Source organism: Streptomyces sp. NPDC007095, assembly GCF_040634475.1.
Classification (GTDB): Bacteria; Actinomycetota; Actinomycetes; order Streptomycetales; family Streptomycetaceae; genus Streptomyces.
Map to the genome: position 1 here is coordinate 15,257 of NZ_JBEYFS010000045.1, position 14,004 is coordinate 29,260.

General features: G+C 67.4%; 9 protein-coding genes. 4 read left to right on the forward strand and 5 right to left on the reverse strand.

Annotated features, from left to right (window positions below):
* Positions 1-26: 26 nt before the first annotated feature.
* The 3 genes from ABZ656_RS17530 to ABZ656_RS17540 form a co-directional block, all read right to left on the reverse strand.
* On the reverse strand, positions 27-263 hold the full coding sequence (locus ABZ656_RS17530; RefSeq protein ID WP_360268888.1) for a hypothetical protein: 237 nt from the start codon (positions 261-263) through the stop codon (positions 27-29).
* A gap of 57 nt (positions 264-320) precedes the next feature.
* On the reverse strand, positions 321-1,457 hold the full coding sequence (locus ABZ656_RS17535) for an NUDIX hydrolase (protein WP_360268891.1): 1,137 nt from the start codon (positions 1,455-1,457) through the stop codon (positions 321-323).
* Between the two features lie 61 nt (positions 1,458-1,518).
* Positions 1,519-1,659, reverse strand: a complete 141-nt coding sequence (locus ABZ656_RS17540) for a hypothetical protein (RefSeq protein WP_360268894.1) — start codon at positions 1,657-1,659, stop codon at positions 1,519-1,521.
* A gap of 152 nt (positions 1,660-1,811) precedes the next feature.
* Between ABZ656_RS17540 and ABZ656_RS17545 the strand changes: the two genes are divergently transcribed.
* From ABZ656_RS17545 to ABZ656_RS17560, 4 genes are read left to right on the forward strand one after another with little or no spacing between them, the layout of a single operon-like run.
* Positions 1,812-2,315 (forward strand): hypothetical protein, encoded by a 504-nt coding sequence (locus tag ABZ656_RS17545; RefSeq protein WP_360268897.1) that lies wholly within the window; start codon positions 1,812-1,814, stop codon positions 2,313-2,315.
* Positions 2,272-2,955 carry a tyrosine-type recombinase/integrase gene (locus ABZ656_RS17550; protein ID WP_360268900.1) on the forward strand — a complete coding sequence of 228 codons (684 nt, stop codon included), beginning with the start codon at positions 2,272-2,274 and terminating at the stop codon, positions 2,953-2,955. Before ABZ656_RS17545 ends, ABZ656_RS17550 begins: the two co-directional genes overlap by 44 nt.
* Positions 2,952-5,432 (forward strand): site-specific integrase, encoded by a 2,481-nt coding sequence (locus ABZ656_RS17555; RefSeq protein WP_360268902.1) that lies wholly within the window; start codon positions 2,952-2,954, stop codon positions 5,430-5,432. Before ABZ656_RS17550 ends, ABZ656_RS17555 begins: the two co-directional genes overlap by 4 nt.
* Positions 5,429-5,947, forward strand: a complete 519-nt coding sequence (locus tag ABZ656_RS17560; RefSeq protein WP_360268904.1) for a DUF6262 family protein — start codon at positions 5,429-5,431, stop codon at positions 5,945-5,947. Before ABZ656_RS17555 ends, ABZ656_RS17560 begins: the two co-directional genes overlap by 4 nt.
* 558 nt (positions 5,948-6,505) lie before the next feature.
* On the opposite strand, the gene ABZ656_RS17565 is transcribed toward ABZ656_RS17560, so the two are convergent.
* Positions 6,506-6,829: a hypothetical protein gene (locus ABZ656_RS17565; protein WP_360268905.1), complete on the reverse strand. Its 324-nt coding sequence runs from the start codon at positions 6,827-6,829 to the stop codon at positions 6,506-6,508.
* Between the two features lie 933 nt (positions 6,830-7,762).
* Positions 7,763-13,831: a DNRLRE domain-containing protein gene (locus tag ABZ656_RS17570; protein WP_360268907.1), complete on the reverse strand. Its 6,069-nt coding sequence runs from the start codon at positions 13,829-13,831 to the stop codon at positions 7,763-7,765.
* Between the last annotated feature and the right edge of the window lie 173 nt (positions 13,832-14,004).

Here is a 14,004-nt window from a genome sequence, read left to right on the forward strand (position 1 = left end):
GGGTGAGACAGTCTCAAATACTTGGCCTAACCGCCGGGGGCGAGGACCTTCCCGCTCGCCAGGTGCAGCACGTGCAGGACGCGGCCGAGCGGGTCGACGACGATCGCGCCGCAGGTGACGTGTCCGGTGAAGGTGGAGCGGCCGGCGATGTCGGTGGGACGGTCGAGGGCGTCCAGGAGGCCGCCGAGCTGCTCGCGCTCGTGAGGGTGGCGAGCGAGGTAGGTCTCGACGGTGGTGCGGATGTGGTCGTGCGACAACGGCATGGGGCTACCTCAGAGGGACGTGGAGCGGGACGAGTCGAGGCGGGGCGGTCGTTCGGGTCAGCTCAGCCGCATCCCCTCCGCCGGGATCTCCTCGATGGAGGCGGCACGGGCCGTGGGCAGGCCCCACCGATCCCGTGCTGTTTCCCCTGCGAGCTGGGCTTGCCGCGCGCCGGGCGGGCCCCAGCCCAGCAGGGCGGCTGCCTGGGTGGGGGTGGTGAGCAGGCGGGCGAAGGGGTGGCCGGTGGCGGGGTCGACGGCCGCCGGCCCGATGGCGGTGACCCGGGCGGCCAGGCGCAGCCGGGCGTTGGGCCCCACGCCGCCGTAGACCTCGCCGGTCTCGTCCAGCACCCAGCCCAGTCGCACCGGATCGGCCAGGGTGAGCTGGGCTTCCTCGGCGGCTTCGCGGTGCAGGGTGTCCTCGGGCGTCGCGTCGGTGCTCTCCACGGTGCCGCCGGGCAGCATCGGCAGCGCGCCCCGCGGGCCGGGGTCGGCCACGAGGACGACCCGGCCGTCGGGGACGAAGCACCACGCCCAGGCTTGCTGTACGGGCAGCTGCCCGGGGACGGGGCCGCGGTTGAGAGGGCTGTCCCACAAGGGCCGGTAGCGGACGTGCACGTCGTGGCGGTCCAGCGCCGGGACGTCGAGGATGTGCCGGCCGTCGGCGAGGTGAGCGGTGGCGGTGTTCCCGAGCCGGGCACGGTAGGCGGCGAGCATGATCTGCCCGTCCACGGGGCGCAGCCGCTGCACCGCTTCCCGGCTCTCCAGGAAGGCGTACTCGGACAGCTCCTCGTGCGGCAGGCGGATCGCCTCCGCCTGGTCGGGGGTGAGGGTTCCCCCGTCGAAGACGAACCGGACCTCTCCGGGGCAGGGCGTGCCGGGTTGGAGGTCGGGGTGGCGCGGGGAGAAGGAGTGGACGGCGAGCACGGCCGACAGGGGCAGATCCAGGCCCAGTTCCTCGGTGATCTCGCGCCGGCAGGTGATGTGCGGGTGTTCGCCGGGTTCGACGACGCCTCCGGGCAGCAGCCACGAGTCGTCCTTGCGGTAGGTGGGGTGCACCAGCAGGACCCGGCCGACCTCGTCGGTGATGATCGCGGCGGCGCCGAGCCACGCCGCATGCCGGGATGCGGCGTACTGCGCTGCGGGCAGAGCCGTACGCGGTGTGACGTGATCCGAAGGGGAGACGGGAGAGGTCACGTATCTCTGCCTTTCGCGACGGTGGACGGGCGAGTGCGCAGCGCGGACCGGCGAGCGGTGATCAGGAGGCAACACCGCTCATTCGGCGCTGCAGCTCCCACAGGGTCCGGAACAGACCGGGCTCCTGGGTGAGTTGGGCGTAGGTGCCCTCCTGGACGATCCGCCCTTCATCCAGGACCACGATCCGGTCGGCGACAGCCACGTTCTCTGGGGGTTCCCCGGCTGTGGTGTGACGTCTTACCAAGCCCTCTCGTTGGGGAGGTGGTGACGGTTCTCAGGGGGTGTGGCTCTGCGGTGGATCGTTGCGATCGACTCGTGGAGTAGGGGTACCAAGTGCGTGCATTCCCTGTACAGATGCCGTCGGGCACCCGGTACTGGACCGTGGTGGACGACGAGTTGGGGGTGGTGGAGGAAGTCGACTGCTTCCTGCGGGAGTTGAGGTTGGCCCGGGGGCGGGCGGAGACGACGACGAAGGCGTACGCCGAGGCCGTGGTGCTGTTCCTGGTGTGGTGCGTGAGCACCGGGCGGGAGTGGCGGACCGCCGCCCGGGACATGGGCCTGTTCATGCTCTGGCTGAAGTGGACCCCGCGGAGCGACGGCCGACTGCGCGTCGTGGTGCCCGGACCGGGCGCGAGGCCGGTCCGGGGCGAGAGCCGGATCAACAAGGTGCTGACGGCAGTGCGGATGTTCCTGGTGCACGCCGTGGTGAACAAGGCCGCGCCGACCTGGGTGCTGGAGCAGATCTACGAGCTCGGCGACGTCCGTGACCTGCCCCAGGAGGCTCGCGGCGAGAGCGGCGCCATGCGGGTACCGGATGCGGGCCCGCCACCGGCTCCAGGAGCCCGAGACCGCCATTGACCGGGCCAGCGACGAGGAGATCGTCGCCATGTTCCTGCAGTGCCGCTCCGCCCGCGACCGGCTCATTCTCCTGCTGCTGTCGCGGGTCGGACTGCGCCCGGGGCAGGCTGCGGGCCTGCGCCGCTGCGATCCGCACCTGCTGATGGACTCCCGCTCGCTGGGCTGCGACGCCGAGGGCGCCCACGTGCACGTCGTCCGGCGTGAAAACGAGAACCGTGCCTGGTCGAAGTCGAAGAAGTCCTGGGCCATGCCCGTCGACTTCCTCGTGGTGCAGGCTTTCGACCACTACGCGCTGGAGCGCCACGAGCGCCTGGGAGCCAGCGGCAGCGACTTCCTGCTGGTCAACCTGTTCCGGCCGCCCTACGGGGCACCGATGACGACGGATGCGATCGGCGAACTGTGTGAGTCGCTGTCCCGGCGGGCCGGGCTGGGCCGGAAGATCGGCCCGCGGATGTGCCGGCATGCGATGGCCAGCAACGTCGCCGATGCCGGCGGCAAACTGGACGAGATCCAGGCCCTGTTGGGTCAGAAGAGCGCGGAATCGCCGCGCCCCTACCTGCACCCCAAGCCCTCGCGGCTTCGCGAGGCGGTTGAGCGGGTGCCTCTTCCGCGTGTGAACGCCAAGGAGGGCGATCGATGACGCTCGCCCCTGTCGAGAATCTGCCAGCAGAGCAGGACGACGTCACCGACGCTCTCATGAGGGCGGTGACAGTGGAATTCCAGCAGTTCATGAGCTGGGATGGCGAGGACCGCCAGCTGGTCTTCCCCCGTGACCATCCTCTGCTCGGTGGCCCGGAGTGCCTGGTGACGGGCTGCGACAAGGTCGTCTTCCATACCAAGGACCATGGGCTGTGCGTGGGCTGCGCGAAGCGACTGAAGGCCAGCGGGCAGAGCTTCGAGGAGTTCGTGTCCACCGTCAAACGGCACTGGCGCTCGATCGGCGTCGCTGACTGCCGCGTTCCGGAGTGCGGGCGCCCGTCAAAGACGTCACGCGTCGGGTTGTGCAGCGCCCACCTGGGCCAGAAGAAGTCCTTGGGCCTGCCGGTGGAGGAGTTCATCTGCCATCCGTCCGTCAAGGCGCTGCCCGGCTTCGGCCCCTGTGAGGTCGCTTCGTGCCCCCGGTCCCGTGACGGGCACAGTCGCCGGTACTGCATGGCCCACTACCAGCGCCGACTGCTGGAGATCAGCAAGGGCAGCACCCTCGATGAGGAGACCTGGCGGCTGACCACCCCGGCCATCGCCCAGGCCGGGAGGGTGAGCCTGCTCGGCCTGCCCGACCGGGTCGTGGCCGAGATCCTCTACGGGCTGCAGGAACGCGTCGCCGCCGGCATCCGGCACAAGGACCACCACATCCGCCCGTTCTGCGATCTCCTCCGCTCCCGGCAGGTCGGCTCGCTGGCCGAACTCGACCTCTCCGGCCTGGGCAGGATGAACGCCGCGCTGGCGAAGGGGTTCCTCAAGCACGTCATGCGTTGGGGCATGTCGCCGGAGACTGAGCGGCACAAGGACACCTGGGACGGTGCCGCCTTCGGCATGACCGGCTACCTCCACTTCGAGAAGATCAGCCAGCCGTGGCTGCGCAGAGCCGCCCAGGACTGGGCGGTCGACGATGCTCCCCGCCGCCGGGGCACCAACCCCCGTGGAGCGATGCAGACGCAGATCAACTGCATCGTCAGGCTCTCCGACAGCCTCCGGCTGAACCGGCCGGACCAGGGCACGGACCCGCGGCGGCTCGGCCGCGACGACATCGTGGCCTTTCTCAACCGGATGCGCTACCTGGTGCAGCGGGGAGAGGTCGCCGCCGCGCGCCACGTCGTCGATGTCCGGCACCTGCGGCGCATGCTCAGCCGCATGAGAAGTCTCGGGCTGACGCAGCCCGGACAGCCCCTGCACGGCCTGTCCGAACAGTTTACGCTCCGGCCCGAGGACATCCCGGATGACCCGGAGGACACCGACGCCGGTCGCGACCTCCCGCTGGAGGTGATGCGGCAACTCTGCGACCACCTGGATACGTTGGGAGCTGGTGACCCGCAGGCCCGCACCGCGGTCGAACTGCTGATGGACACCGGCCGCCGCCCGGACGAGATCTGCAAGCTGCCCTTCGACTGCCTCGAACGGGACGGCGACGGCGAGCCCGTCCTGGTCTACGACAACCGCAAGGCGTTCAGGAACGGCCGGCGGCTGCCGATCGCCAAGGCCACCGCGGCCCTCGTCGTCGAACAGCAGCAGTGCGTCCGGGACCGATTCCCGAAGGCCCCGGCCAAGGACCTCGTCCTCATGCCGTCACCGGTGGCGAACCCGCACGGCACGAAGTCGCTGACCGCCAGTTGGCTCGGGGACCGCCACCGAGGTTGGGTTGATTCCCTGCCGGACTTCCTCGTCCCCACCGTCGTCGAGGTTGCCGGTGCACGCGTCACGAAGATGCTGCCCTTCGACAAGGCGAAGATCTTCCCCTACGCCTACCGCCACACTTATGCGCAGCGTCACGCCGACGCCGGTGTCCCCGTCGACGCCCTCCGGATTTTGATGGACCATCGCCAGCTCGACACTACACAGCGTTACTACCGGGTCAGCGAGAAGCGCCAACGCGAAGCAGTCGATCGTGTTACTGCGATGCAGTTCGACCGGCGCGGTAACCGTGTCTGGCGGCAGGCCAAGGTTGTCCTCGACGCCGAGCACGCCCGCCGGGCGATCGGCGAGACCCAGGTTCCCTACGGTACCTGCACCGAACCGTCGAACGTCGCCGCCGGCGGTCAGGACTGCCCGGTCCGGTTCCGCTGCGTCGGCTGCAGTCACTTCCGCACCGACGTGTCCTATCTGCCCGATCTGGAAGCCTATCTGGCCGATCTCCTGCGCAACCGCGAGCGCCTGGCCGCGTTCACCGACGCCGACGACTGGGCCAAGGGAGAGGCGATGCCCTCGGACGACGAGATCAGCCGAGTGCGCCGCCTGGTCAAACGCGTCCGCGAGGAACTCGGTGACCTCACCGACGAGGACCGGGCCCAGATCCAGCAGGCCGTCACCGTCGTCCGCAGGACGCGGGCGGGCGCCGTCTCGCTCGGCATGCCGACGGTGCGGCAGCCCCGGCCCGACCTGCGCCCCGGGAGGACCTCATGACTTCCAGCATGATCGACGGCAAGCGAGCCGACTCCGCACGGCGCCGACAGCGTGTGATCAAGGCCCTGGATGCGGCTCTGCGCACCGGAGGCGACATCACCGTGTCAGCCCTGGCCCGGGACGCCCGAGTCGACCGCAGCTTCCTCTACCGTCACCGTGACCTGCTCGAACGCGTTCACGCAGCTGCCAACACGCCAGTCGAGGATGGCCAGCTGGCCGCAGTCAGCCGAGCCTCCCTGCAGACCGACCTGGCCAACGCGCTGCAGCGCAACACCCGTCTGGCCACACGAGTACGCCAGCTGGAAAAGAGGCTCTCCGGGCAGCTTGGCCAGCAGGCATGGAACGAATCCGGACTCGGGGTCCAACCGGACATCGAGCAATTCCAGCGACGCATCACCATGTTGGAACAGGAAATCGCCGAGACACGTGGTGAGCTTGAGGAAAGGACGGAAGAACTCGAAGCATCTCGGGCCGCTAACAGGGAGCTCACCCGTGCCTTGAACCAGCCTCACTGAGCCGCGTTTCATCTTGAAATTGCGGGTCACGGCGTCGAGATGGGCTGGTCACAGGGGGTCGCTTTCCGGAAACGCGCATCACCCATGTCGTCGACGGCTACGGTCCTCAGGACGAAGAGAGATTGCAGGGTGGGAAGAGAGACGCTGGTGGCTGACGTGCCGATCTGCCCGATGCAGCGGCGCAGCGCTGTCCTGGCATGTGGCGTAGCAGTGCAAGAAGCTGGCGCGTGTAGGAGACCGGGATGGCCCGGATGTAGTGAAAATGGCCACCAATATGCGAGTGTCACCTTCATCTTATCGGTGACCAGTTGAGGCAGGTCACACCGCCCTGGCAGCCGGGGCAAGCCCGGCATGCGCGATCAGATTCGGGGCGTCGAACGCGGCGAACCCCGCACCGGGTTGTGGGAATATTTCACTTACGAGGCGCTTTGCTGGCCCTGACGAAAGCGTGAGAACTCCCATCATTACAGGTAAGCAGACACATCTTCTCGTTTCCCCACTCGCAGCCCGGCCATTACGAGGTGGATCGAGGCTCAGGCTTCGCTCTTCGCCGTCATTTCACGGAAGGAGCGGCTGATCCGCTGGTCGATTCCCCGCCTCGCCGTCAAAGGTCAAGATTCCGTGTATGCGGCGCAGGGGCTGGGTATTCGCCTCGCGATTCGCAAAAACATCCAGAAGTTCGTATCCAGCGACCAGTACTACCTCGTTCCCCTCGTACGACTCCAGGTTAATCACTGCGGCTTCAAGTAGGCCAACCTCGCTGACAAGCAGGGGGATATTGTCACCGCCTTTCGTCAAGGTCAATCCAGCTCGCGCATACAGTGATGGGATGAGTGAGGTTCCGCTGGCGCGGGCGATAGTCTCGTCGTTGACATCGCTCAACTCTGCGATTCTATTATGGGCATGCTCAAGAACTCCCACAAGGGCAATTAGCTCCCGAACGGTAATCTGGATAACATCCGAGGCCGTCGAAGAATTCGAAGGCGGTTGAGGATCATCACGATGACGGCGGCGTATCAAAAGGTACTCCCGGAAGGGCCTGCGGCGGGGCCACTGAATCCCCGCTGGTATTCCCGGTTTGCCACAGGACAGTTGACGGGATGGGGCTGCGCCCCAGTAGTCGTGGGTCGCCCTGGGGCCGCCCCTGAAAGGCTCGGAGACCCGCGAAAAACTCGGCCAACAACTATCAAGTCCACATTCCGATACACCTCGGGCTGCTGGCCGATATCTGAAGTATAGCGAAAGCGCCTTTCCTTGTCGACCCAATCAGTCACGCTTTGCTTCGGCATGTCCTATCTTTACCATCGGTAATGCCGGCGCAGGCCCGTCTGCGTGACTCGCCGACTAGATGCCGTATGCCACGCCCGCACTGACCGAAACGATACCCACGCGGTGGCGTGCTGCGCTTCTTTCAAGGGACAGCGAGCTGTCGGATGCCGGGGTTATCTGCTCGCAGTAATCGGCCCCGCCGAGCCGAAGCCGGCGGGGCCGAGAAGAGCCTGCCTCCGAATTGACCAACAGTGTCAAAGAAGGTTTCTCCGGGGGGCGCCTGTTGCCGTGCGCAATATTTCGCTACATGGCTATCAGGCGGCTTCTAAGGTATTCCCCGGTCACGCTATTTCGTTCTCCGCGGTTTGCGTATCGCGATCGCGATAGCTGCCCCGACAATAATTCCAGGGATGACCAGGATTCCGAGTGACAATTTTGGCATCACGAGGTGAGCCAGATAGATGCTGCTCACGCTGGCGATGGCAGCGATGATGGACCCGATACGGTCGGGTTTACGATCCGGGGAGTGCATTTGTGTCACCTTTTTCAGCCCCATCGATAACTGCCCATTCCGGCTGCACAGCCGAAGGCGCCGTTGAACCCGGCCGCGGCCCAGTCGACTGGCCCAGCCCACCAGCCATACGCGAGAGTCGCTCCACCTGCACCTCCGCCCCACCACCCGCACTGTCTGACGTAGTGATTGCGCGACACGCGGCCGCCCCAGCGCCGCAAAGCGTAATAGGTGTGACGCACAAAGCGGTGGCGTCTCCCCCAGTTTCTGAGATGTTGTCTCACATGCCGCCAATAATGGTGCCCCCACCACCAGCGTCCGTCGAGGTCGTAGTGGTTGAGCGGGTCGCCGTTGCAGTAGTCGTAGGCGTTGGCGCTGCCGCCGGGGACGGGGTCGACGGACAGGAAGCGTCCGGTGGTTGAGTCGTAAAGGCGGACGCCCATGAGGGTCACGTTGTCGGGGGTTTCGGTGGAGCGTTGTTTGCCGCCGAGCCAGCCGTAGCGGGTGGGGTCGGTGCCGGGCAGCAGGTTGCCGTATTCGTCGTAGGTGTTGACCACCGGGGTGGTGTTGTCCACGAGCGGGATCTGGGTGGCGATGTCGCCGTGGAGGTTGGCGAGTTGCAGGACGACGTCACCGGTCGCGCTGGTGGTGGCGATCAGGCTGCCGGTCAGGTCCTCCAAGCTTCGGCTGATGGCGCCGTTGCCCTCGTCCGTCCAGCCCGCGCTGTCGCCGTCGCCGCCGAAGTGACTGGTCTGGGTGGTGTCCGTGCTCCAGGTCCCGTCCTCGGCCTGCTTCTCGGTGGTCCACGAGGCGAGTCGTCCGGACGCGTCCAGGTTCCAGGTCGTGCGCTTGTCGCTCGCGGTGATCTGGCGGACGAGGTCGTTGGAGTAGTAGGCGTTCTGGGCGCCGCTGGCCTGCGCGGTGGTGCGGCCGAAGGCGTCGTAGACGGTGCCGGAGGCGATCAGCCGGTCGGCGCTGTCGTAGTTGTAGTTGACGGTGTTGGTGGTGGGGGTGCCTCCGTCGACGTCGTCGACCGTCGTGGTCAGGGAGTTGCGATTGGTGTTGTCGTCGAACGCGTAGGCGCGATGGGTGGTGACGCCAGCTTCGGAGTCGTCGACCTTGGTCAGACGACCCGCCGCGTCGTAGCTGTAGTCCTGATAGGCACCGCCGCCGGTGTAGACGGTACGGCTGACGACCTGGTCGTGAATGTTCTGACTGGTGGACTCGCCCTGGACGGTCCAGCCGGATTCCCAGTGCCAGTACCGGGAGGTCTCACTGCCGGTGGGGTCGAGGTCGAACTCGACGTTCATGTTCCACGGCAGCACCTCCTTGTACAGGCGGCCGTCGGAGTCGTAGGAACCGGTGACGTCACCGATAGTGCCCATGACCGAGTCGTGCATGCGGCTGGGCAGGCCAGCGGGGTTGTCGTAGTCGTAAGTGACCGTCGACGGGGCCGAGTCGGTGACCCGGACCTTGCGGTCGCGGTTGTCGTACTCGGTGCGCGTGACGTTGCCCGCGCCGTCGTCGTAGGCGATCTCCCGACCGAGCAGGTCGGTGGTGTGGGTGATGGTGGCGGTACCCTCGGAGACGGTCGCCACGTCGCCGCTTGCCGAGTCATAGGTGGTGGTCTGGGCCGGAACTACCGTACCGACACCGCCCGTGACTTGGGTCTGCTTCAAGCGGCCTGCAGCATCGTAGGTGTTGGTCGTGGTGCGGGTGACGCTGTTGGCCGTCTCGGTGACCTTGGCCGGGTTGCCCCAGCGGTCCAACTCGGTGGTCTTGACCGGCAGCTCGGTCGGGTTGGAACCGCCCCCGGTGATCGCACCAGCCGGACCCGTGGAGCATACGAGGTCAGCCCATTCCGGACGCCCGTTACAGGTGCCGGTTCCGGTGGCCGACCAGTAGCTGGTCACCGTGGCCCCGGCGTCGGTTCCGGTGGACTTGGGCAGCGTGGTCTTGATAACTCGGCCCTGGGCGTCGTAGCTGGTGGTCTTGGCCAGCTTCAGCCCGTTCGGGTCGGTCGTCACGCTGGTGGGCAAGCCCTTGACCCAGTCGTAGGCGGTAGCCGTGGTACGCACGTCACCGTCCGTCGGATAACCGTCGATCGTGGCACCCACCTTGGTGGTGGTCACCTGGTCGGCCACCGTGGCGGTGCCGTCGGTGGGGCGGCCTTCGTCGTAGCTGTTGACGGTGTGCTCACGCGCGGCGACCTGGACACCGGCCGGGAGGTCAGGGCTGTCCGCATCGCCGCTCAGGGCGTGGGTGAGGGTGACCAGGTGCAGCGGCCCGGATTCCTCCAGCTCCCGCTTGCCGTCGGCCGAGTACACCGAGACGGTGCCGAGCTGTCGGGCCCGTTCGGCCGGTGAGTCGGAGAGGATGTCGAGCTGGCTCTGGGTGTTGACCTGATAGTCCGCGTTGCCCAGCGCCAGTTCGCGGTTGGTTGCGGTCAGCTCGAAGACCGTGTTGCCGAACCGGTCGTACTGCTTGGTGGTCAGGTGCCGGCCGGGCAGGCCGGTGTTGACCGTGCGTCCGGAGGCGTCGGTGTAGGTGACGGTCGCCTTGTCGTAGTCGGCTGCGCCCAGATCGCTTCCGGTGTGGGAGAGGGGAACCTGGTCGGCGGGGAAGATGGCGGCGGCGTCCGTGGGAGCGTCCGTCTGGCCCCACGTCGTGGCGTCGCCGGGCGCGACCTGGTTGGGGGCCTTGTCACCGGAAAGCGGCACGTCGTAGACAAGCGAGGTGGTGGCCTTGCCGCCGTCCTGCGTGTCCTTCGTGCCCGCCGTCAGGGTCGGGCGGGAAGCCGACAGCAGCATGCCGTCGCCGGCCACCGAACTGCTGCCCGCCTTGCCGTACTCGAACGTCCACGGCAGTTCACCCGGCGGGGTCAGCGTCGTGACCCGCCCGGCGGAGTCGTAGCCGTAGGCCGTCTTGAGTGCCGGGGAGATGCGTGGGTCCCACTGCTCACGCAGGAGGCCCTGGGTGTCGTAGGCGTACTGGGAGACGACCGTGGCCGTGGCGGCCGAGGCACCGGGGTCGGTGGCCCACAGGCGGATCTGCGTGACCTGCCCGGTGTAGTCGCCGAAGGCCGAACTCGTGGCCGTGGTGGAGGTCGCGTACACGTACTCCAGTACCCGGCAGCCCTTGGTCGACGGCGTGGCCGCACAGGTGTCGGCCGCGACGGCCGAGGTCGGGGCGATCACGTACTTGGGCCGGGCCAGCGTCTTGCTGTCCACCGTGGTCTTCTCCGAGATCACGGTGGTAGTGGACTTGTCCGTGGGCAGGAAGGTGGTGGCCAGCTGCCAGGTGGTGGCGGTGGAGTCGACCTTGCTGAACACCGACGTGGTGCCCTCGGTATCCTTCAGCGTGAAGGAGCCTGTCAGCGAGCCGGTCAGCGTCAGGTCCTCCGCCCCTGTCTCCGGCTTCCAGCCGCCACTGCTGGCCGCGGTGAAGCCGGTCTCGTCGCCGTCCACGTCCACGACCGCCACGGAAGTGGCCGACGTCTTGCGCACGTATGCCCAGTCGCTGTCGGAGATCTCCGCGGTCGTGCCAGCAGTCCACTGCGGCCCGAAGATCGCCGCCTGCCCCTCCTGCTGGGCGCCGTTGGACGGACGCCGGGAGGAGAACGTCCGCGAGACGCTCATGTCGAAGACCGAGGCGTCCGTGGCCGACAGGCCGTAGTCACCGGTCAGCGTGTTCACACTGCCCGGACCGACCTTCTCGCTGGGCGCCTGGCCGGCGTTGCGGTCCACCGTGATCCGGGTGGCCGGGGAGGCGTCGGTGGTCGTGCCGTCGGTGAACACCGCACGGACGTCCACCGGGCCGTCTTCGCTGAGGGTGTCGGTGACATTCCAGGTCAGTGCCTCGGCGTTGCCGCTGGTGACGGTCGCCGGCCAGGCTGTGAGGGTCGATTCGTCGGCCTTGCGGCGGACGTCCTGTGCGGGGATGTCCTGCCAGGTGTCGGTCTCGCCGCGCCGGTACTGGTACCGCACTCCGGTGTCACTCGTCTTGCCCTGGCCCGTCAGCTCCGCACGCCGGGCGGGACGGTCCCCGTCACGGGGGGTGAGCAGGGCGGCGCCGGAACCGGCGTAGAAGGTGTAGCTCGTGGAGGCGGAGACGTTGCCCGCCGCGTCCTTGGTGCGCGCGGTCACGGTGTGCTTGCCCGCGCGGAAGACCGGCTTGGCGGCGACTGCGCTGCCGGTGGTGGCCACCGACTGCCAGGTGCCGCTGTCCAGGTTCCACTGGACTTCCTTCACGTCGCTGGTCGGCGGGGTGAAGGTGAATGAGCCGGTGAAGTCGCCGTTGGCGTCCGGCGTGCCCGACCACTGCCCGGCTGGGAAGTCGGTGGAGGACGCCGTTGTCGTCGCCGGGGCCGTGGTGTCGACCGTGAGGGTGCGGAAGGCCGACCAGGCGCTGTTCGCCGAGCCGTCCCCGGACCGCACCCGCCACTTGTAGGTGCCCTGTGCCAGCGCCGTCGGCGTCCAGGTGGCCGTCGCGCCGGAGGCTACGCTGCTGCTGGAGCCGGACTGCAGCGCGGAGGTGCCGTTGGAGGCCCAGACCTCGTAGTCCAGCGTGACCTGCGAGCCGTCGCCGTCCAGGGCCTTCGCCGACAGAGTCGGCGTGGTGTCGTTGGTGGCGCCCTTGTCCGCCGGGGATATCAGCGTCGGAACGTCCGGGATGGAGTTGTAGCTCACCGACAGGTACGGCGTGTTGGAGGCGGCGTTGCCCGAGTTGAACCGCTTCCAGCCATACGGATCGGTCTCGTCCGAGGCTTGCAGCCCCAGGTGGTTGGTGCCGTTGCCGTTGGCGGCCCATGCCTTGGCCAGCGAGGTGACGTCCGCGTTGACCCAGCCGTCGTTGCAGGAGCTGGAGAAACCCTTGGTCAGCGTGCTGGTGGCGTACTTCGTGCCCCAACTCGGCTGGCTCGTCCAACGCGTGCTGGTGCTGGCCGCACCCGTGCTGTACACGTCCCAACCCTTGGCCGTGCACGACCAGGAGTGGAACTCGTACAGGTTCAGCTTCGCCGCGGTGATCTGCTTCCCGGTGATGTTCTTCATCGGGAACGACAGGAACGAACGGGCCACTTGACTGGAGCCGTTGTTGCCGATCTTCAGCTCCGTCGCGGCCGACTCGTCGGTGGTGTAACCCTGCTCGACGAACGTGTCGAAGCTGCTGCCGACATTGATCGACGGGTCGATGGTGACCGGGAACTGCGTCTTCTCATCAGCAAGGAATTCGGCGTCCGGAGTCAGCGTGATGGTGATGGTGTCGCCGACCTGCACGACCTTCACCCCCACCTTCGCCTGATGGGTGTGCTCCCCGGAGTTCTTGTCCGTTTGGGCGTCCCACATCACCGGCGACGGCAAAACCCCCGCAGTCTTGCCCTTGGCGTCGGTAAAGGTGACCGACCCGTCCGCGTGGGCCTTCGCGGTCAGCCCCTTGGCCTTCAGGCTGTAGGCGACCTGGCCGTTGGCGTCGACGGCGGAACGGTTCTTCAGCTCCAGGAACTGCTCATAGCCCGTGCGCGTGGACTCGATCAGCAGGTCGGTGGCCGGCAGCGCATCCTTGTACCGGGCGACCGTGTCATCGGCCCCCTCGATCGTGGGCTCCGGCAGTGCGCCGTACCAGCCGAGCTGAAGTTGCCGACCCGCACGATCGTCCACCGTGACCAGCGGCACCGGCGCCGCTGCACTCTTCTCGCCGGCAGCCTTCAGGCCCTTCGGTGCGGCATGCTTGCCGGCGAGAGTCAGCCCGTGGGGATGCCCCTTCGCCCTGATCGACCCGTCACTGGCCTGTTCCAGCGACGGGTCGACGCTGTGCCAGGAGCCGTCGTCGTCCTTGAAGCGGATCGGTCCGGCGTACGCCTTCTCCGTGACCGTTCCGTCCGGGTTGACGTAAGTGGTCGAGGTCTCCGTGCGAGCGTCGGTGGCCTCGATGCGGCGGTTCTGGATCTTGGCCTTCAACCGCGCAGCGGCTTCCGAGGCGGCGGTGGCGGGGCCGAGCTTCTTGGGTTTCTTACCTGAGGCCGTCGCGCTCTTGGCGGGCACTTCCCGTGGCAGAGCCACGGCCTGGCCCGTCGACTCGATGACCACGGCAGCCTCAACGGCCATCAGCAACGTCAACGCCGCAGCGACCGGGCGCAGACGATGCAGGGAGGACAGCGGTAGATAGGGCTGCTCGGACCCTGCGGCTCTGTGCCGCGTGGGTCTGTGCCGCGTGGCTCTGTGAAACAGAAATGGCATGTGAAGTCCTCTCCGGCGCAGTTTTCTCCCTGCACCAGTCG